General features: G+C 70.1%; 20 protein-coding genes. 16 read left to right on the top strand and 4 right to left on the bottom strand.

Going from position 1 to position 18832, the window contains the following annotated elements; translation table 11 throughout:
• Positions 1–128 precede the first annotated feature (128 nt).
• The 7 genes from ABTY56_RS05680 to ABTY56_RS05650 all read left to right on the top strand — a co-directional run bounded on the left by ABTY56_RS05680 (position 129) and on the right by ABTY56_RS05650 (position 7150).
• Positions 129–722 carry a DUF1707 and DUF4190 domain-containing protein gene (locus ABTY56_RS05680; RefSeq protein WP_350626846.1) on the top strand — a complete coding sequence of 198 codons (594 nt, stop codon included), beginning with the start codon at positions 129–131 and terminating at the stop codon, positions 720–722.
• 409 nt (positions 723–1131) lie between these two features.
• Positions 1132–1503 (top strand): 30S ribosomal protein S12, encoded by a 372-nt coding sequence (gene rpsL, locus ABTY56_RS05675; RefSeq protein WP_014144289.1) that lies wholly within the window; start codon positions 1132–1134, stop codon positions 1501–1503.
• Between the two features lie 2 nt (positions 1504–1505).
• Positions 1506–1976: a 30S ribosomal protein S7 gene (gene rpsG / locus ABTY56_RS05670; RefSeq protein ID WP_030232420.1), complete on the top strand. Its 471-nt coding sequence runs from the start codon at positions 1506–1508 to the stop codon at positions 1974–1976.
• 39 nt (positions 1977–2015) lie between these two features.
• Positions 2016–4121: an elongation factor G gene (gene fusA, locus ABTY56_RS05665; protein WP_350626844.1), complete on the top strand. Its 2106-nt coding sequence runs from the start codon at positions 2016–2018 to the stop codon at positions 4119–4121.
• Between the two features lie 220 nt (positions 4122–4341).
• Complete coding sequence (gene tuf / locus ABTY56_RS05660; protein ID WP_031063092.1) at positions 4342–5535, top strand: elongation factor Tu; 1194 nt, start codon at positions 4342–4344, stop codon at positions 5533–5535.
• A gap of 191 nt (positions 5536–5726) precedes the next feature.
• Positions 5727–6689, top strand: coding sequence for a glycosyltransferase family 2 protein (locus ABTY56_RS05655; protein ID WP_350626842.1), 963 nt, complete (start codon positions 5727–5729; stop codon positions 6687–6689).
• On the top strand, positions 6686–7150 hold the full coding sequence (locus ABTY56_RS05650) for a GtrA family protein (protein WP_350626840.1): 465 nt from the start codon (positions 6686–6688) through the stop codon (positions 7148–7150). Before ABTY56_RS05655 ends, ABTY56_RS05650 begins: the two co-directional genes overlap by 4 nt.
• On the opposite strand, the gene ABTY56_RS05645 is transcribed toward ABTY56_RS05650, so the two are convergent.
• Positions 7137–8705: a DUF2142 domain-containing protein gene (locus ABTY56_RS05645; protein ID WP_350626838.1), complete on the bottom strand. Its 1569-nt coding sequence runs from the start codon at positions 8703–8705 to the stop codon at positions 7137–7139. The two genes, ABTY56_RS05650 and ABTY56_RS05645, sit on opposite strands and share 14 nt — an antisense overlap.
• A 101-nt stretch (positions 8706–8806) precedes the next feature.
• Here ABTY56_RS05645 and ABTY56_RS05640 point away from each other — a divergent pair, with 101 nt between their 5' ends.
• Positions 8807–9244, top strand: coding sequence for a GtrA family protein (locus tag ABTY56_RS05640; RefSeq protein WP_350626836.1), 438 nt, complete (start codon positions 8807–8809; stop codon positions 9242–9244).
• Positions 9245–9306: 62 nt separating this feature from the next.
• Here ABTY56_RS05640 and rfbC read toward each other — a convergent pair whose 3' ends face one another.
• Positions 9307–9912 carry a dTDP-4-dehydrorhamnose 3,5-epimerase gene (gene rfbC, locus ABTY56_RS05635; RefSeq protein ID WP_350626834.1) on the bottom strand — a complete coding sequence of 202 codons (606 nt, stop codon included), beginning with the start codon at positions 9910–9912 and terminating at the stop codon, positions 9307–9309.
• Positions 9909–10784 (bottom strand): glucose-1-phosphate thymidylyltransferase RfbA, encoded by an 876-nt coding sequence (gene rfbA / locus ABTY56_RS05630; protein ID WP_350626832.1) that lies wholly within the window; start codon positions 10782–10784, stop codon positions 9909–9911. Before rfbA ends, rfbC begins: the two co-directional genes overlap by 4 nt.
• Positions 10785–10867: 83 nt before the next feature.
• On the opposite strand from rfbA, the gene rfbB reads away from it, so the two are divergent.
• The 8 genes from rfbB to ABTY56_RS05590 all read left to right on the top strand — a co-directional run bounded on the left by rfbB (position 10868) and on the right by ABTY56_RS05590 (position 17358).
• Entirely contained in the window at positions 10868–11845 is a 978-nt protein-coding gene (rfbB, locus tag ABTY56_RS05625) for a dTDP-glucose 4,6-dehydratase (RefSeq protein WP_350626830.1), read from the top strand.
• Complete coding sequence (gene rfbD / locus ABTY56_RS05620; RefSeq protein WP_350626828.1) at positions 11842–12756, top strand: dTDP-4-dehydrorhamnose reductase; 915 nt, start codon at positions 11842–11844, stop codon at positions 12754–12756. Before rfbB ends, rfbD begins: the two co-directional genes overlap by 4 nt.
• Positions 12753–14072, top strand: coding sequence for a lipopolysaccharide biosynthesis protein (locus tag ABTY56_RS05615; RefSeq protein ID WP_350626826.1), 1320 nt, complete (start codon positions 12753–12755; stop codon positions 14070–14072). The genes rfbD and ABTY56_RS05615 overlap by 4 nt, the downstream gene beginning before the upstream one ends.
• A gap of 121 nt (positions 14073–14193) precedes the next feature.
• Positions 14194–14574 (top strand): DUF2304 family protein, encoded by a 381-nt coding sequence (locus tag ABTY56_RS05610; protein ID WP_350626824.1) that lies wholly within the window; start codon positions 14194–14196, stop codon positions 14572–14574.
• Positions 14571–15350 carry a glycosyltransferase family 2 protein gene (locus tag ABTY56_RS05605; protein WP_350519906.1) on the top strand — a complete coding sequence of 260 codons (780 nt, stop codon included), beginning with the start codon at positions 14571–14573 and terminating at the stop codon, positions 15348–15350. The genes ABTY56_RS05610 and ABTY56_RS05605 overlap by 4 nt, the downstream gene beginning before the upstream one ends.
• Before the next feature lie 7 nt (positions 15351–15357).
• Positions 15358–16251 (top strand): glycosyltransferase family 2 protein, encoded by an 894-nt coding sequence (locus tag ABTY56_RS05600; protein WP_350626822.1) that lies wholly within the window; start codon positions 15358–15360, stop codon positions 16249–16251.
• Positions 16252–16300: 49 nt separating this feature from the next.
• Positions 16301–16990, top strand: coding sequence for a glycosyltransferase family 2 protein (locus ABTY56_RS05595; RefSeq protein WP_350626820.1), 690 nt, complete (start codon positions 16301–16303; stop codon positions 16988–16990).
• Complete coding sequence (locus ABTY56_RS05590) at positions 16987–17358, top strand: DUF2304 domain-containing protein (protein WP_350626818.1); 372 nt, start codon at positions 16987–16989, stop codon at positions 17356–17358. The genes ABTY56_RS05595 and ABTY56_RS05590 overlap by 4 nt, the downstream gene beginning before the upstream one ends.
• Positions 17359–17440: 82 nt before the next feature.
• On the opposite strand, the gene ABTY56_RS05585 is transcribed toward ABTY56_RS05590, so the two are convergent.
• Complete coding sequence (locus ABTY56_RS05585) at positions 17441–18652, bottom strand: acyltransferase family protein (RefSeq protein ID WP_350626816.1); 1212 nt, start codon at positions 18650–18652, stop codon at positions 17441–17443.
• Positions 18653–18832: the final 180 nt, after the last annotated feature.

Below are 18832 nucleotides of genomic sequence, written 5' to 3'. Positions count from 1 at the left end.
CGCGCCGTCCGGAACGCCTCCCCGACGGTTGCCGGTCCGATTTGGCAACTACTCAGTTCGCTTGTTCGTCCTGCACTATGAGGAGCAGCGAGGGTGCGCGGGGGTGCCGCGGTACCGGGAGGTGGCGGATGTCCGTTCAACCGTGGGGCGAACCCGGTCCCGTCCACAAGCACGGCCATGAGCCGGGGCACGAGCCGGGCGACGGGCACCGGCCGGTCGTCGGCTGGCAGCCGGCCCCGGCTCCCGCGCCCGCTGCGTCCTCGCAGGCCGCGATGCGGGCGGGCCACGCGGACCGCGACCGGACGCTCGACGTGCTGAAGGCCGCGTTCGCCGAGGGCCGGCTCTCCGTCCAGGAGTACGAGCAGCGCCACGAGGTCGCGGCCGCGGCGCAGACCTACGGGCAGCTGGCCGCGCTGGTGGCGGACCTGCCCGCCGGCCCGATGACGGCCCCCGCCGCCCCGCCGGTCCCGGCCACCTTCCTGGGCGTCCCGCCGCCCCCGCAGGCCCGCCCCACCAACGTGCTGGCGGTCGTCTCCCTGGTGTGCGGCCTGACCGGCTTCCTGGCGCTGCCGGTGCTGCCCGCGGTGATCACCGGCCACATCGCCCGGTCCCAGATCCGCGAACGCAACATGGACGGCGACTGGGCGGCCGTCGTGGGCCTGGTCCTCGGCTACATGGGCAGCGCGTTCTGGGCGCTGCTGATCCTGGCGGGCATCGCCTAGCCGCGCGGCGGCGCTCCGCTGGCGGGCGGCCGACGACTGTGGTAGAGCGGGTGAAGACGGCCCGACACCGGGCGGTCACGTGCGGGACACCCGCGTGACGCCCGGCCGAAGGCGACGACCTGCGGCGTTGCATTTGTTTTGACCGAGCCCCATGCGCTAGGTACGCTCTGACCTTGTGCCTGGGGTGTCCCCGGGTCCTTGTGCGTGCATGCACACCGGTCGCCGCGCCGAGCCGGAGCGCTTTCCAGCGCCCCGCGCGTAGAGCGCCGTCGCTGTACATCAGCCATGGGATTCCGTGTCGGAAAAGCCCAACACACCCGACCGCGTGGGTCGACCACGGGGCCGGTTGCGAGGGAAGACACCGCAGGTTAGTTCCACCAAGCCTTGGCACACAGAAAACGGAGAAACGGTGCCTACGATCCAGCAGCTGGTCCGAAAGGGCCGGCAGGACAAGGTCGAGAAGAACAAGACTCCCGCGCTGAAGGGCTCCCCGCAGCGCCGTGGGGTCTGCACGCGTGTGTACACGACCACCCCGAAGAAGCCGAACTCGGCCCTTCGTAAGGTCGCCCGTGTGCGCCTCACCAGCGGGATCGAGGTCACCGCTTACATTCCGGGCGAGGGCCACAACCTGCAGGAGCACTCCATCGTGCTGGTGCGCGGTGGTCGTGTGAAGGACCTTCCTGGTGTCCGCTACAAGATCATCCGCGGTTCGCTTGACACCCAGGGTGTCAAGAACCGCAAGCAGGCCCGCAGCCGCTACGGCGCCAAGAAGGAGAAGTAAGAATGCCTCGTAAGGGCCCCGCCCCGAAGCGCCCGGTCATCATCGACCCGGTTTACGGCTCCCCGGTCGTCACCCAGCTGGTCAACAAGATCCTGCTGCACGGCAAGCGCTCCACCGCCGAGCGGATCGTCTACGGCGCCCTCGAGGGCGTCCGCGACAAGACCGGCTCCGACCCGGTCGTCACGCTGAAGCGCGCGCTGGAGAACGTCAAGCCGGCCCTCGAGGTCAAGTCCCGCCGTGTCGGTGGCGCGACCTACCAGGTTCCGGTCGAGGTCCGTCCGGGCCGCGCCAGCACCCTGGCGCTGCGCTGGATGGTCGGTTACTCCCGCGCCCGTCGCGAGAAGACCATGACCGAGCGCCTGATGAACGAGATCCTCGACGCCAGCAACGGCCTGGGCGCTTCCGTGAAGCGTCGCGAGGACACCCACAAGATGGCCGAGTCCAACAAGGCCTTCGCGCACTACCGCTGGTAGTCCCTACCCCGTCACTAGACAGAGAGAGAACGAGCCACCATGGCTGCAACCTCCCTTGACCTCGCCAAGGTCCGCAACATCGGGATCATGGCGCACATCGACGCGGGCAAGACCACCACCACCGAGCGGATCCTGTTCTACACCGGTGTCTCGTACAAGATCGGTGAGGTCCACGATGGCGCTGCCACCATGGACTGGATGGAGCAGGAGCAGGAGCGCGGCATCACGATCACGTCGGCCGCGACGACCTGTCACTGGACGGTCGACGACGTCGACAACACCATCAACATCATCGACACCCCGGGTCACGTCGACTTCACCGTCGAGGTGGAGCGCTCGCTGCGCGTCCTCGACGGTGCCGTGACGGTGTTCGACGGTGTCGCCGGTGTCGAGCCCCAGTCCGAGACCGTGTGGCGGCAGGCTGACCGCTACGGCGTCCCGCGCATCTGCTTCATCAACAAGCTGGACCGCACGGGCGCCAACTTCTTCTTCTGCGTGCAGACCATCGTGGACCGCCTCGGCGCGACCCCGCTGGTCATGCAGCTGCCGATCGGTGCCGAGGCGGACTTCCAGGGCGTTGTCGACCTGGTCCGCATGAAGGCGCTGGTCTGGTCCGCCGAGGCCGCCAAGGGCGAGATGTACGACATCGTCGACATCCCGGCCGAGCTGCAGGAGCAGGCTGACGAGTACCGCGAGCAGCTGATCGACACGGTCTCGAACGTCAGCGACGAGATCATGGAGCTCGCCCTCGAGGGCGAGGAGATCCCGGTCGAGCTGCTGCAGGACGCGATCCGCAAGGGCACCCTGAACTCGGACTTCACCCCGATCTTCTGCGGTACCGCCTTCAAGAACAAGGGCGTTCAGCCCCTGCTCGACGCGGTCGTCAAGTACCTGCCGTCGCCGCTGGACATCGAGTCCATCGAGGGCACCAAGCCGAACGACCCGGACACCAAGATCTCCCGCAAGGCGTCGGACGACGAGCCGCTGTCCGCGCTGGCGTTCAAGATCATGTCCGACCCGCACCTGGGCAAGCTCACCTTCGTCCGGATCTACTCCGGCCGCCTGGAGTCCGGCACCTCGGTGCTGAACGCCGTCAAGGGCAAGAAGGAGCGCATCGGCAAGATCTACCGCATGCACGCGAACAAGCGTGAGGAGATCGAGTCGGTGGGCGCTGGCGACATCGTCGCCGTCATGGGCCTGAAGCAGACCACCACCGGTGAGACGCTGTCCGACGAGAAGAACCCGGTCATCCTGGAGTCCATGGACTTCCCGGCCCCGGTCATCCGCGTCGCGATCGAGCCCAAGTCCAAGGGTGACCAGGAGAAGCTGGGTGTCGCCATCCAGCGTCTCGCCGAGGAGGACCCGTCCTTCCAGGTCAACACGGACGACGAGACCGGCCAGACCATCATCGCGGGTATGGGCGAGCTGCACCTCGAGGTGCTGGTCGACCGTATGAAGCGTGAGTTCAAGGTCGAGGCCAACGTCGGCAAGCCGCAGGTCGCGTACCGCGAGACGATCCGTCAGGCCGTCGAGCGCATCGACTACACCCACAAGAAGCAGACCGGTGGTTCCGGTCAGTTCGCCAAGGTGCAGATCGCGATCGAGCCGCTCGAGCAGGCCGAGGGCTACGAGTTCGTCAACAAGGTCACCGGTGGCCGCGTTCCGCGGGAGTACATCCCGTCGGTCGACGCCGGTTGCCAGGAGGCCATGGAGTTCGGCATCCTCGCCGGCTACCCGCTGCAGGGTGTCCGCGTGAGCCTGCTGGACGGCCAGGCGCACGACGTCGACTCCTCCGAGCTCGCGTTCAAGATCGCCGGTTCGATGGCCTTCAAGGAAGGCGCGAAGAAGGCCAAGCCGGTCCTTCTCGAGCCGATGATGGCCGTCGAGGTCACCACGCCCGAGGACTACATGGGCGACGTGATCGGCGACATCAACTCTCGCCGTGGCCAGATCCGGTCCATGGACGAGCGTCACGGTGCCCGCGTCGTCACGGCGCTGGTGCCCCTCTCCGAGATGTTCGGCTACGTCGGTGACCTGCGCAGCAAGACCTCTGGTCGCGCCAGCTACTCGATGCAGTTCGACTCGTACGCCGAGGTCCCCAAGGCCGTGGCTGAGGAGATCATCGCCAAGTCCAAGGGCGAGTAGGTCCGGCTCTGTCGGCCTCGGAATCAGTCCGACATTCGGGATGATTTCGACCCCTTAGGCTATGAGGAGGCGACCCGGGAGGATCCGGACGGATCCTCCCGGGGCCTCCGGCCCCCACCCGCGGGACGGTACGAGGTGCTTCCGGCATCACGGACCAAGCCCGATACAAGACCAACTGACGTCAGCACGGCGTACAGGATCTGTCCTCAGGAGGACTGCAGTGGCGAAGGCGAAGTTCGAGCGGACGAAGCCCCACGTCAACATCGGCACCATCGGTCACATCGACCACGGTAAGACGACCCTTACCGCGGCCATCACCAAGGTGCTGCACGACGCGTACCCGGAGATCAACCCCTTCACGCCGTTCGACCAGATCGACAAGGCGCCGGAGGAGCGGCAGCGCGGTATCACCATCTCGATCGCGCACGTCGAGTACCAGACCGAGGCGCGTCACTACGCCCACGTCGACTGCCCGGGTCACGCGGACTACATCAAGAACATGATCACCGGTGCGGCCCAGATGGACGGTGCGATCCTCGTCGTCGCCGCCACCGACGGCCCGATGCCGCAGACCAAGGAGCACGTCCTCCTGGCCCGCCAGGTCGGCGTCCCCTACATCGTCGTCGCCCTGAACAAGGCCGACATGGTGGACGACGAGGAGATCCTGGAGCTCGTCGAGCTCGAGGTCCGCGAGCTCCTCTCCGAGTACGAGTTCCCGGGCGACGACCTGCCGGTCGTCCGCGTCTCCGCGCTGAAGGCGCTGGAGGGCGACAAGGAGTGGGGCGAGAAGCTCCTCGGCCTCATGCACGCGGTCGACGAGAGCATCCCGACCCCGGCCCGCGCCGTGGACCAGCCGTTCCTGATGCCGATCGAGGACGTCTTCACGATCACCGGTCGTGGCACCGTCGTCACCGGTCGTATCGAGCGCGGTATCCTCAAGGTCAACGAGACTGTCGACATCATCGGCATCAAGGAGACCAAGACCACCACCACGGTCACCGGTATCGAGATGTTCCGCAAGCTGCTCGACGAGGGCCAGGCCGGTGAGAACGTCGGTCTGCTCCTCCGTGGCATCAAGCGCGAGGACGTCGAGCGCGGCCAGGTCATCATCAAGCCGGGTTCGGTCACGCCGCACACCGACTTCGAGGCCCAGTCCTACATCCTGTCGAAGGACGAGGGTGGCCGCCACACCCCGTTCTTCAACAACTACCGCCCGCAGTTCTACTTCCGTACCACGGACGTGACCGGCGTCGTGACCCTCCCCGAGGGCACCGAGATGGTCATGCCGGGCGACAACACCGCCATGACGGTCGCGCTGATCCAGCCGATCGCCATGGAGGAGGGCCTGAAGTTCGCCATCCGTGAGGGTGGCCGCACCGTCGGCGCCGGCCAGGTCACCAAGATCATCAAGTAATTGACGATCTGACCTGCCTGCCCCGTACAGGCTGAGTCCGAAGGGCCCCGCGCACCGCACGGTGCGCGGGGCCCTTCGGCGTCTCACGGGGCGCTCACCGGAGCGCGCCTCCTTTCACCGGCCGCTCATCGCAGACTGTTATGGTCGGGCCACCAACCAGCCCCGCCGTCGCGGAAAGTGGGATCCAACGCATGTCAACGGCACCGCTGTTGTCGGTCGTGATGCCGATCTACAACGAGCAGGAGGCGCTCCCGCTGACCGTCGAGCGGCTGCGGCCGATCCTCGACGGGCTCGACGTGGCCTACGAGGTGGTCGGCGTCGACGACGGCAGCACCGATGCGACGCCGGTGCTGATGCAGAAGATCCACCAGGACTGGCCGGAGTTCCGCATCGTCCGCTTCGCCCGCAACTCCGGGCACCAGGCCGCCCTCACCGCCGGCCTCCACCGCGCCTTCGGCGACTACGTCGTCTCCATCGACGCCGACCTGCAGGACCCGCCGGAGAAGATCCCCGAGATGCTGGAGCTCGCCCGCGAGCAGAGCCTCGACATCGTCTACGGCGTCCGCGGCGACCGCGGCACCGACACCTTCTTCAAGCGGCGCACCGCCGGGGCGTACTACTGGCTGATGCGCAAGCTGGTCGGCAAGCGGATGCCCAACCAGGCCGGCGACTTCCGGCTGCTCAGCCGGGCCGCGGTGAACGCGCTGAAGGCGATGCCCGAGCACCAGCCGGTCTACCGGCTGCTGGTGCCGTGGCTGGGCTTCCCCAGCGGCGAGGTGGTCTACGTGCGGGAGGAGCGGGTCGCGGGCAGCACCCACTACCCGCTGTCCAAGATGGTCCGGCTGGCGCTGGACAGCGTCACCAACTTCTCCGCGGCCCCGCTGCGGCTCGCCACCTGGCTCGGGCTGTTCAGCTTCCTGGTCTGCATCGCGCTGGCGCTCTACACCACGGTCGCGTACGCGGTCGGCTCCACCGTGCCCGGCTGGTCCTCGCTCTTCATAGGGATGCTGTTCATCGGCGCCGTCCAGCTGGTCTGCGTCGGACTGCTCGGCGAGTACGTCGGCCGGATCTACTCCGCCGTCCAGGCGCGGCCCGCCTACTTCGTCGGCTACGACTCGGCCGAGGAGCCGGACCGGTACGGTACGGGCGAGTGAACGAGATCCTCTCCGCCGACCGGGGCGAGCACGACGGGCACGACCACCGCGACGGGTCCGACGGGCCGCGGACGGTCCGGCGGCAGCTGCCGTCCTTCCTGGTCATCGGGGTGCTGAGCACCCTCTTCTACCTGGCGCTGTTCGTCGCCCTGCGACTGGTCGCCTCGTCCCAGGTGGCCAACCTGGTCGCGCTGGCCGTCAGCGCGGTGGCCAACACCGCGGCCAACCGCCGCTTCACCTTCGGCATCACCGGCTCGGACGGCGCGGTGCGCCACCAGCTCCAGGGAGCGGTCGCGTTCCTGATCGGGCTCGGTCTCAGCAGCGGTGTCCTCGCGCTGCTCGACGTGGCGGTGTCGCACGCGTCCCGGGTGGTGGAGGTGACCGGGCTCGTGGTGGCGAACGGTCTCGCCACCGTGGCCCGGTTCGTCCTCCTCAAACTGTGGGTCTTCAGGAAGCGCTGACCGTGGCGGGCCGCTCCTCCTGGGCCGCCCGGCCGCCGGTGCTGGTCCACGCCCAGATCCCGAGCACCACGCAGCCGGCCACGGCGGTCAGCAGCGCGGTCGCCGAGCCCGCCGGCGGGTGCCAGGTGCCGGCCAGCGGGTTGAGCGGGGTGTAGTCCACCGAGGTGCCGAGGCCCGCCTGCCAGCGGATCATGGTGTAGCCGAGGAAGGCCAGCTGCAGCGGCAGCACCAGGAGTGCGATCATCCGGACCAGCGAGGCCGACCGGGCTCCGTCGAGCACGCCCCGGCGCCCCAGGACGAAGGCCGCGACCAGCGGGACCCCGACGGCGACGGGCAGCATGTACCGGCCCTGGCCGGCGAAGCCGACCTTGTGCGCCGCGATCGCGTCCGAGAGCGTGATCACCGCGAACGGGGCGAGGAAGAAGGCGAGCACCCGCCAGCGGTCGCTCCACACGCCGAAGGCGAGCGCGGGCAGCACCAGGCAGCCGATGGCCAGGTACCAGAGGTAGTAGGCGGTGCCGGGCAGGTGCGTGTCGAGCCAGGACGGGACGCCGATCACCTCGGTGAAGTAGTCGGGCCAGCGCACGATGACCTCGTGCCGGATCGCCTTCGGCACCGTGATGCCGGGCGGCACCTGGACGGGCATCATCTCCGAGGCCTTCATGGCCACGGTCCACAGCGCCCCCGCGGCGCCGGCCGCGAACAGCGTCCCGGCGGCCCACCAGGCCGGCCGGAAGCGCAGCAGCTCCTTCAGCCGCTCCCGCTTGGCCGGGATCAGCATGATCCCGAGGACCGCCGCGCACCAGAGCGGGCCGAGCGCGCGGACCGTCATGAGCACCGAGCCGGCGATCCCGATCTGCACCATGGCCGCTCGCCGCAGCGGCTGCTCCGGGTCCAGCATGGTCGGGATGAGGGCCGCGACCAGGGCCACGCCGGCCGCGATCTCGATGCCGTTGGGGTTGATCGAGCCCGCCAGGTGCGCGGTGATCGGGGTGACCGCGACCAGCAGCCCGGCCGCCGCGATCCGGTGCCTCGTCCAGGCGACCAGGCTGTGCGCGGCGGAGGCGAGCAGCGCCGAGACCAGGGCGGCGCTGATCAGCCGGGCCAGGGTGAGGCCCAGCCAGTTCGGCCAGAGGGCCATCGGCCAGCCGACGAGCGCGTAGTAGACCGGGTTGTACCGGCCGGCCCGGGTGCCCACCCGCTCGATCTGCTGGTCCGCGCCCCCGGGCGCCTTGGCGCAGGCCACCGACTTGGTGGGGTCGAACCACCAGCAGTTGTCCCGGACGATCGAGGCCGGCACGTGCTGGAAGGCACCGGTGCCGCCGCCGGCCGCCTCGGGCTTGGGTGCGAACTCTCCCCGGGCCACCCCGACCGCGCGGACGATGTGCTCCCGCTCGTCCGGGCTCGCGTCGTACGGCGAGGCGAGCGCCCAGCCCGCGCAGACGAGGAAGAACCCGATGAACGCGGTCCACCAGGTCCGCCGGAACAGCAGGCGGCCCGGACGGCTGGAACTGTCGCCGGCCCTGCTCGCGGCCGGCGAGGGAGGGGAGGTCACGGCGGGGGAGTATGAGGACACGCGACCAAGATAACGGGTGGCCGATTTCGCCCTGACCGGGCGGCTGTGTGCCCGCCCGGCGTTGCACTTACGATTCCCCCGTGACTCAACTGGAATCGCCCTCGGAAGTGTCCGGATCCACCGTGAAGGGCCGGATCGCCGGACTTCTGGGCCATAGCGCGGTGCGGTTCCTGGCCGCCGGCGTCACCAGCACCACGGTCGACATGGGCCTGCTGTACGTCCTGCACGGGGTGCTCGGCCTGCCGCTGGCGGTGTCCACCTTCGCCGCGGTGCTGGCCGGTTTCACGACGAACTTCGTGCTGAACCGGATCTGGGCCTTCGAGAGCTCCTCGCCGGTCGGCAAGCAGACCGCCCGCTACCTGGTGATGGCGAGCGGCAACTGGGTCGGCACCGTGCTGCTGGTCGGCGGCTTCGTGAAGCTCGGCCTCTTCTACCTGCTGGCCCGCGCGCTCGCGCTGGTCATCCTCTCGGTGGTGAACTACTTCGGCTACAAGTACTGGGTGTTCCGGGACAAGTGACCGGAAGGACGAAGGCCCGGCCGGAGGGATCCGGCCGGGCCTTCGTGCGTCCTCACGGGGCCTCAGCCCTGCTGGGTGCGCAGGCTCTCGGTGAACGCCTTGCAGGTCTCGTACGTCGGCAGCAGGCCGGAGGAGATCGCCTCCGCCAGCGACGGCGCGGCCTCGTCCCGGGCCGACAGCAGCGGCTGGTCGGCCGGCCACTCGATGCCCAGGTCGGGGTCGAGCGGGTGGACCGAGTGCTCGCCGGTCGGGTTGTACGTCTCGGAGCAGAGGTACGACAGCGTGGCGTCGTCGCTGAGCGCGCAGAAGCCGTGGCCGAGGCCCTCCGGGATGTAGACCGCGCGGCGCTCCACGTCGTCGAGCCGCACGCCCTCCCAGCGGCCGAAGGTCGGCGAACCGACCCGCAGGTCCACGATGACGTCGAGCACGGCGCCGCGCACGCAGGTCACGTACTTGGCCTGGCCGGGCGGCACGTCGGCGAAGTGGATGCCGCGCACCACGCCGCGCGAGGAGACCGACAGGTTGGCCTGGGCCAGTCGCAGCGGGTGGCCGACGACCTCGGCCAGCCGGTCGAAGCGGTACCACTCGGTGAACATGCCGCGCGGGTCGCCGTGCAGCTGCGGGGTGATCTCGATCAGACCCTCGATGCTCAGTTCACGGAACTTCACCGGGCGTTCTCCTCGTCCAGCAGGGCCAGCAGGTACTGTCCGTAGCCGCTCTTCAGCAGCGGCTCGGCGAGCTCGCGCAGCTGCTCGGAGCTGATCAGGCCGGCCCGCCAGACGGCCTCCTCGATGCAGCCGATCTTGAAGCCCTGGCGCTCCTCGATGACCCGGACGAACTCCGAGGCCTGCACCATCGAGACGAAGGTGCCGGTGTCCAGCCAGGCGGTGCCGCGATCCAGGATCGTGACGTTCAGCTCACCCTTGCGCAGGTAGGCGTCGTTGACCGCGGTGATCTCCAGCTCGCCGCGCGCGCTGGGCTTCAGGCCGCGGGCGATCTCCACGACCTGGTTGTCGTAGAAGTAGAGGCCGGGGACGGCGTAGCGGGACTTGGGCTTCTCGGGCTTCTCCTCGATGGAGATCGCCTGGCCGTGGTCGTCGAACTCGACCACGCCGTACGCGGTCGGGTCGGCCACCGGGTAGGCGAAGACCCGGCCGCCGGGGGCGTCGGTGTGCTCGGCCAGCCGGGTGCCGAGGCCGCTGCCGTGGAAGATGTTGTCGCCGAGGATGAGGGCGACCGACTCGTCGCCGATGAAGTCGGCACCGAGCACGAAGGCCTGGGCGATGCCCTCGGGCTTCTCCTGGACGGCGTACTCCAGCTTGAGGCCGAGCTGCGAGCCGTCGCCCAGCAGGCGTTCGAACTGCTCGCGGTCGGCCGGAGTGGTGATGATCAGGATCTCGCTGATGCCCGCCATCACCAGGGTGGACAGCGGGTAGTAGATCATCGGCTTGTCGAAGACCGGGAGGAGCTGCTTCGAGACGGCCCGGGTGAGTGGCCACAGGCGCGAGCCGGTCCCGCCGGCCAGGAGGATTCCACGCATGCGAGCAGCTTAAGTGAGAGGCGGACGGGCCCTGTCCTGGGCCGTTCGAGGGGGCCGATCGGCGACGGTAGACTACGCGCATTATGCGCATCCTCGTGACCGGCGGCGCCGGATTCATCGGTTCGGAGTTCGTCCGTCAGCTCCTCGGAGCAGACGAGAGCGCCCGGATCACCGTCTTTGACAAGCTCACCTACTCGGGCGTCCTGGAGAACCTGGCCCCGGTGGCCGACCACCAGGGCTACACCTTCGTCCAGGGCGACATCTGTGACGCGGACGCCGTCGACCAGGTCATGCCGGGCCACGACGTGGTGGTGCACTTCGCCGCCGAGTCGCACGTGGACCGCTCGATCGCCGGCGCGGGCCCGTTCGTGCTGACCAACGTCGTGGGCACCCAGGTCCTGCTGGACGCCGCCCGCAAGCACGGCGTCGGCCGCTTCGTGCACATCTCCACCGACGAGGTGTACGGCTCGATCAGCGAGGGCTCCTGGACCGAGACCTGGCCGCTGGTGCCGAACTCCCCGTACTCGGCCTCCAAGGCCTCCTCCGACCTGCTGGCGCTGGCGTACCACCGCACCCACGGCATGGACGTCGTGGTGACCCGCTGCTCCAACAACTACGGGCACTACCAGTTCCCCGAGAAGGTCATCCCGCTCTTCACCACCAACCTGATCGACGGCAAGAAGGTGCCGCTGTACGGCAACGGTGGCAACGTCCGCGACTGGCTGCACGTCTCGGACCACTGCCGGGGCATCGAGCTGGTCATGCGCGGCGGCCGCGCGGGCGAGGTCTACAACATCGGCGGCGGCACCGAGGCCACCAACAAGGAGCTGACCGGCCTGCTGCTGGAGGCCGCCGGCGCCGACTGGGACAGCGTCGAGTACGTCGAGGACCGCAAGGGCCACGACCTGCGCTACTCGATCGACATCAGCAAGATCCGCGAGGAGCTCGGCTACGAGCCGCAGGTCCGCTTCGAGGACGGCCTCGCCGCGACCATCGCCTGGTACCGCGAGAACCGCGCCTGGTGGGAGCCGCTGAAGCAGAAGGCGGCCCTGGCGAAGTGACCGCGAACGCCACCGGCCGGGTCCGCTGGCTGGTCACCGGCGCGGCCGGGATGCTCGGGCAGGACCTGCTGTCGGTGCTGGCCGCCGACCCGACCGCCGAGATCACCGCGCTGCGCCGGGCGGACCTCGACATCACCGACGCCGCGGCCGTGCAGGCCGCCGTCGACGGCCACGACATCGTGGTCAACTGCGCCGCGTGGACGGACGTCGACGGTGCGGAGACCGAGGAGGAGGCCGCCACCGCCGTCAACGGCACCGGCGTGCGCCACCTCGCCGCGGCCTGCGCCAAGACCGGCGCCCGGCTGCTGCACGTCTCCACCGACTACGTCCTGCCGGGCGACGCCACCGAGCCCTGCCCGGAGGACGCCCCGACCGCGCCGGTCAACGCGTACGGCCGCAGCAAGCTGGTGGGGGAGCGGGCCGTCGCGGAACTGCTCCCCGAGCACGGCTACGTCGTGCGCACCGCCTGGCTGTACGGCGAGCACGGCCCGAACTTCGTGGCCACCATGCTCAAGCTGGCCGCCCAGCGGGACACCCTGGACGTGGTCGACGACCAGCACGGCCAGCCCACCTGGTCCTACGCGCTCGCCGGCCGCCTGGTCGAGCTCGGCCGGGCCGCGCTCGGCGGATGGGCCCCGGCCGGGGTCTACCACGGCACCGCGAGCGGCCGGACCACCTGGTTCGGGCTGGCCCGCGAGACCTACGCGCTGAGCGGGCTCGACCCGGAGCGGATCCGCCCGACCACCTCGGAGGCGTTCGTCCGCCCGGCCGTCCGCCCCGCCTTCAGCGTGCTCGGCCACGACCGCTGGGCGGCCGCCGGGCTGACGCCGCTGCCCGAGTGGCGGGCCATGCTGGCCGATGCCCTGGAGCGCCCGGCCTTCCGGGCGCTGCGCACCGCGGCGGAGCGGTGAGCGGCGTGCTCGGCCGGTTGACGCGCGCGCTGCCGCCGGGGCTGCTGGCCGTCGGCGTCGGGACGGTCACCCTCGGGGTGGCCTCGTACGCGCACCTCGCGGTGGCCGGGCACGCGCTCGACCGCGAGTCGCTCGCCGAGGTCTCCGTCCTGTGGACGATGGCGATGTCCTTCGCGCTCGGACTGTTCTTCCCGGTCGAGCAGGAACTGACCCGGGTGATCGCCGCCCGGGCCGCCCGGGACGAGGGCGCCGCGCCGGTGCTGCGCAAGGCGGCCGTGCTGACCGGCGGGCTGCTGCTGGCGGTGCTCGCCGGGCTCGGGGTGTTCTCCCGGCAGCTCGCGGACGTGTTCTTCCACGGCGACCGCAGCCTGGTCGTGGCGCTGGCCGCCGCCTTCGTCGGACCGGCCGCCTGTTACCTGACCCGCGGGGTGCTGGCCGGCCTCGGGCACTTCGGCGCCTACGGCCTCCAGCTCGGGCTGGACGGCGTCCTGCGGATCGTCTTCTCGGTCGGCCTGCTGGTCGCGGGCGTGCACTCGGCGCTCGCGTACAGCCTGATCCTGGCCGTCTCCCCGGTGCTGGCCATGCTGGTGAGCCTGCCGCGGACGCTGCGGATCGCGCTGCCGGGGCCGACCATCGGCTGGCGGGAGCTGTGCAGCGGCCTCGGCATGCTGACCGTCTCGTTCCTGCTGGCGCAGTTCGTCGCCAACGCCGCGGTGCTCAGCATCCAGGTGCTGGCGCCCTCGCAGGCCGTGCTGGTCGGCGCGTTCACCGGCGCGATGGTGCTCAGCCGGGTGCCGCTGTTCGTGTTCGGCGCGCTGCAGGCCTCGCTGATGTCGGGGCTGTCGACGGCCGTGGCGACGGGCGACCGGGTCGGCTTCCGTAAGCTCCTCACCAAGACCTGTGGCATGGTGGCGGCCCTCGGCGTCCTCGGCGGAGTGCCCGCCGTGGTCCTGGGGCCATGGGTGATTCACGTCGCGTTCAACGCGGACCGGCATGCTCTCGGCCCGGTGGACTTCCTCTGGCTCTCGGTGGGCACGCTCGCCTACCTGCTCGCCACGGTCGTCGGCCAGGCCGTCATCGCCCGCGGCCACCACCGCCGGCAGCTGCTCGGCTGGGCGCTCGGTACCGCGACGCTGCTGCTGGTCACCTGCCTGCCGGGGGCCCCGGCCACCCGGGTGGAGGCCGCGTACACCGTCGGTCCGCTGGTGGTGCTCGCGGTCATGTTGCTGGCGCTGCGCGGCGACGGTAGCGTGCGCGGCGCCGGTACGGACACCGCGCAGGTCACGGTCTCGCCCGACGCGGTCTCCGCGAGCTGATCACGATGTCGCCACCGCTCCCCCCGCGGCCGTCCCGCGGTACCGGAGCCCCTAGCATGTGCCCCATTCACCCCCATGCCTCACCGACGCGTGAAAGGCGAGACCCATCGTGCAGCTGAGTGTGCTGACTTCGATCACCGGCGTGCTGGTGCTCGTGTGGATCCTGGAGCTGCTGCGCCGCCAGCAGCTCCGGGAGAAGTACGCGGCCCTCTGGCTCGCCATCGGCGTGGTGATCGCCCCGCTGGGCTTCTTCCCCCGGCTGCTGGACTCGACCGCGCGCCGGCTCGGGGTCGCCTCCGGGGTCAGCCTCGTGCTGTTCGCCGGCTTCGTGCTGGTCCTGCTGGTCTGCGTGCACCTCAGCTGGGAGACCAGCCGGCTGGAGGCCGAGACCCGCACGCTGGCCGAGGACGTCGCGATGATGCGCGCCCACCTCGCCGAGCACCACGACTTCCCGATTGCCCGCTCGGGCAGCGACGTGATCGACCCCGAGGTGAAGGCATGATCGACGGCAAGCGGGTACTGATCATCCTCCCTGCCTGGAACGAGGCCGAGGGCCTGCCGAAGATCCTCCGCGAGATCCAGCAGAAGCTCCCCGGCGTGGACACCCTGGTCGTCGACGACGGCTCGACGGACAGCACCGCCGCCGTCGCCGCCGCCTGCGGCTCCCGGGTCGCGCAGCTGCCGTACAACCTCGGTGTCGGCGGCGCCATGCGCTTCGGCTACCGCTACGCGCACCTGCACGACTACGACGTCGCGATCCAGTGCGACGCCGACGGCCAGCACGACCCGGCCTACGTGCCCGCGCTGCTGGAGAAGCTCCGCGACGAGGCCGACCTGGTCATCGGCGCCCGCTTCGCCGGCGAGGGCTCCTACAAGGTGCGCGGCCCGCGCTCCTGGGCGATGAAGCTGCTCTCGGTGGTGCTGTCGCGGGTCGCCAAGACCCGGCTCACCGACACCACCTCGGGCTTCAAGGCCTGCAACAAGCCGATGATCGAGTTCTTCTCGCACTGGTACCCGGTCGAGTACCTGGGCGACACCATCGAGAGCATGGTCGGCGCCGCCCGCTGCGGCTTCGTCATCCGCCAGGTCCCGGTCGCGATGCGCGAGCGGACCACCGGCACGCCCTCCGCCTCCCCGATCAAGGCGACGATCTACCTCGCCCGGGCCGGCCTGGTGCTGCTGCTGGCCCTCATCCGCCGCATGCCGGCGAACGTGAAGGCCATCGAGCCCGCCACCCGCGCCGCCGCCCGCCGGCCCGAGCTCATTGGCAAGGTCTAGGTACCCGATGTCCCGTTTCGAGATCCTGATGCCGTACTACGGCGACGTCCGGCTGATGCAGGACGCGGTCCGCAGCGTGCTGGCCCAGGACGGCGACGACTGGCGCCTCACGGTCGTCGACGACGGCAAGGAGCCGGACGTCCCCGGCTGGTTCGAGTCCCTCGCGGACCCGCGGGTCCGGTACCTGCGCAACGAGACCAACCTCGGCGTCAGCGGCAACTTCAACCGCTGCGTCCAGCTCGCCGAGTACGACTACCTCGTGCTCATGGGCTGCGACGACCTGCTGCACCCGAACTACCTGAAGGTCGTCCGGGACGCGCTGGAGCGCTTCCCGGAGGCGGGCATGGTCCAGCCCGGCGTGCTGGTCATCGGCGCCGACGGGAACCCGGTCGGCAGCCTCGCCGACACGGTCAAGCGCCGGCTGTACGCGCCGAAGGACCCGGGCCCGCTGCTGATGTCCGGCGAGCCGCTCGCGATGAGCCTGATGCGGGGCGACTGGCTGTACTTCCCGTCCGTGTGCTGGCGCACCAAGGACATGCAGGCGACGAGCTTCCGGGCGGACCTGGGCGTCATCCAGGACCTCGCGATCATCGTCGACCTGCTCCTCGCCGACGTCTCCCTGGCGGTCGTGCCCGAGGTGTGCTTCAGCTACCGCCGGCACGCGGTCAGCGAGTCCTCGGTCACCGCCTTCACGGGCAAGCGCTTCGAGGAGGCCCGCCGCTTCTTCCGGGAGACCGCGGACCGGCTCGACGGCCACGGCTGGCACCGGGCGGCCACCATCTCCCGCCGGTTCGTCTCCTCCCGGCTGCACGCGCTCAGCATGATCCCCGCGGCCGGCCGCAAGGCGGGCCTGCGGGGCGTCGGGGCGATGCTGAGCCATGTGGCCGGGCGTCGGGCCTGACCCCGTGAGATCCCTCCAGCAATCCCGTCCCAGCGCCCAGGAAGCGACCATGCCCCAATACGACGACGTCTGGCTGGTGATCCCCGCCTACAACGAAGGCCAGGTGATCGCCGATGTGGTGGAGAACGCCCGCAAGACGTTCCCGAACATCGTCGTGGTCGACGACGGGAGCACCGACGGCTCGGCCGAGCACATCATGACCACCGGTGCCCACCTGGTGCGGCACCCGGTCAACCTCGGTCAGGGCGCCGCCCTGCAGACCGGGCTCTCCTACGCGTTGCAGCAGTCGGGCGCCCAGTACTTCGCCACCTTCGACGCCGACGGCCAGCACCAGACGGCCGACGTCGAGAAGATGGTCGCCGTGCTGCGCGGCGGGACCGCCGACGTGGTCCTGGGCTCGCGGTTCATCGAGCAGTCCGAGCAGGTCCCGATGATCAAGCGCGTGGTGCTCCGCACGGCGGCCGCGGTCAGCCCGACCGCCCGCAAGCTGAAGCTCACCGACTCGCACAACGGGCTGCGCGTGATCAACCGCGAGGCGGCCTCCCAGCTGCGCATCACCATGAACGGGATGGCTCACGCCTCGGAGATCGTCGGCCTGCTGGCGAAGTCCTCGCTGCGCGTCGTGGAGGTCCCCGTGGACATCCTCTACACCGACTACTCACGCGCCAAGGGCCAGTCCCTGATCAACGGCGTCAACATCCTCTTCGACATCTCGCTCCGGGAGCGTGGCCGGCGATGAAGTACTTCTGGATCCAACTGGTGCTGGTGCTGGGTGCCGGCACCGCGGCGCTCATCTTCATCCGGCGCTGGGACCGGACCAACACCAGGGCCTGGAAGCGCATCGCCTTCGTGCTGTTCGTGCTCGCGAACATCTACGCGGTGCTGCGTCCGAACGACGTCACCTGGGTGGCGAACCGGTTCGGCGTCGGCCGCGGTACCGACCTGGTGCTGTACCTGATGGTCCTGGCGCTGGCCTTCCTGGCGCTCAACACCTACCTGCGCTTCCGCTCCCTGGAGAAGAAGCTCACCGACATGGCCCGCACCGTCGCCATCACCGAGGGCGCGCGGCTCAACCAGGAGCGCTTCGACGAGAAGATCTCCGGCTAGCTCCGGGCGGTCCCCGGAGGACCGAACGGACCGGGCCCGGTACGCACTGCGCGTACCGGGCCCGGTCCGTTCCGGGGTCGGGTCAGGTCGAGACCCGGGAGAGGGGCCGGGCCGGCGGCGCGGCCGGCGGCTGCTCCTGCCGCGGCGGCTTGCGCAGGCCCAGGTCCTTCAGCTTCAGCGCGGGCTTCTCCACGGCGTGCCAGGAGCAGAACGCCGCGGTGACCGAGAGCGCCACCGAGGCCGCGGTGTAGACCCAGTAGCCGTGCTTGCCGACGCCCCAGAGCGCCAGGCACTGCTGGATCGGGAACGCGTAGATGTAGACCCCGTACGAGAGGTCGACCCTGGTGCCGACCTTGGTCAGCGGGCCGGGCATCCGGCAGGCGAGCCAGACCAGCAGGTAGGCGAAGGCGGGCAGGCCGAGCAGGGTGAAGCCGCCGAACCGCGCGCTGCCGAGGAAGACCACGGCGGCCAGCACACCGGCCGGGTCGTTGATCGGCAGGCGGTTCTTGTACAGCTCCGCGAGCGCGCCGAGGCCGAACATGAAGGTCAGGGGGATGAACATGTCCAGGCTGATCGGGCCGAGGAACGGCAGCTGCCAGCCGGTGAGACCGGTCGGCGCATACTCGGGGGCCCGCAGCAGGTGGAAGCCGGACGCCAGGTGGACCATGTAGCCGTACAGCCCGAGGACCATCAGGGCCACGGCCCAGCGCGCCCGCCGCAGCACGCCGACCGCGGCCAGCGAGACCACCAGCAGGTAGCAGAGCACCTCGTACGCCAGCGACCACACCGAGCCGTTGAAGGCGGTGGGGTGCGGCACGTGGTCGAGCAGTCCGGAGATCCCCCACTGGTTCACCCCGATCGACCAGTTGGCCTCCAGGTACGCCAGCGGCCCCTCCGGGTGCGACCAGAAGCCGGCCAGCCGGCCCTGGTGGTGGGCGACCACCGGGGCGACCACGAAGGCCGTCAGCAGCAGGCAGGCCCAGAGCCCGGGGAGGATGCGGATCGCCCGGTTCCACAGGAAGCGCGCCGGGCTCAGCCGCATGCCGCTGCGCGTGATCAGCAGCCCGGAGAGCACGAAGAAGCCGCTCACCGCGATCGCGCCGACGTTGGTCTGACCGCGGCTCTCCAGCAGCCCGAGGTCGGGCTTGCCGAGCCCGAGCGGCATCGCGTGGGCGAAGATCACGGCGAGGGCGAGGACGAGCCGGAGGAGACCGAAACCGTTCTTCCGTCCGAGGGCCTCGGCCAGGGGCGGGCTGGTCGTCAGAACCGATCTCTTGCGTGCGGTGTGCGACATGGGCGGGGGACTCCGGGCCGGTGGTCAGGGGCGGACGAGGACTGAGCGCAGCTCACCCTATCCGCCGGGGCCCCGCTCCCCCCCGGGGCGGAAGGGGCCCCTGACGGCCCGGAGGCACGCCATGACACGCTCTTGGGGGTGCGATTACCATGAGTCCCGGCCCGGGCCCGGCACCGCCGA

The organism is Kitasatospora sp. NPDC097691, from assembly GCF_040302665.1.
GTDB lineage: Bacteria > Actinomycetota > Actinomycetes > Streptomycetales > Streptomycetaceae > Kitasatospora.
This window is presented reverse-complemented; position numbering and strand designations above follow the sequence as displayed.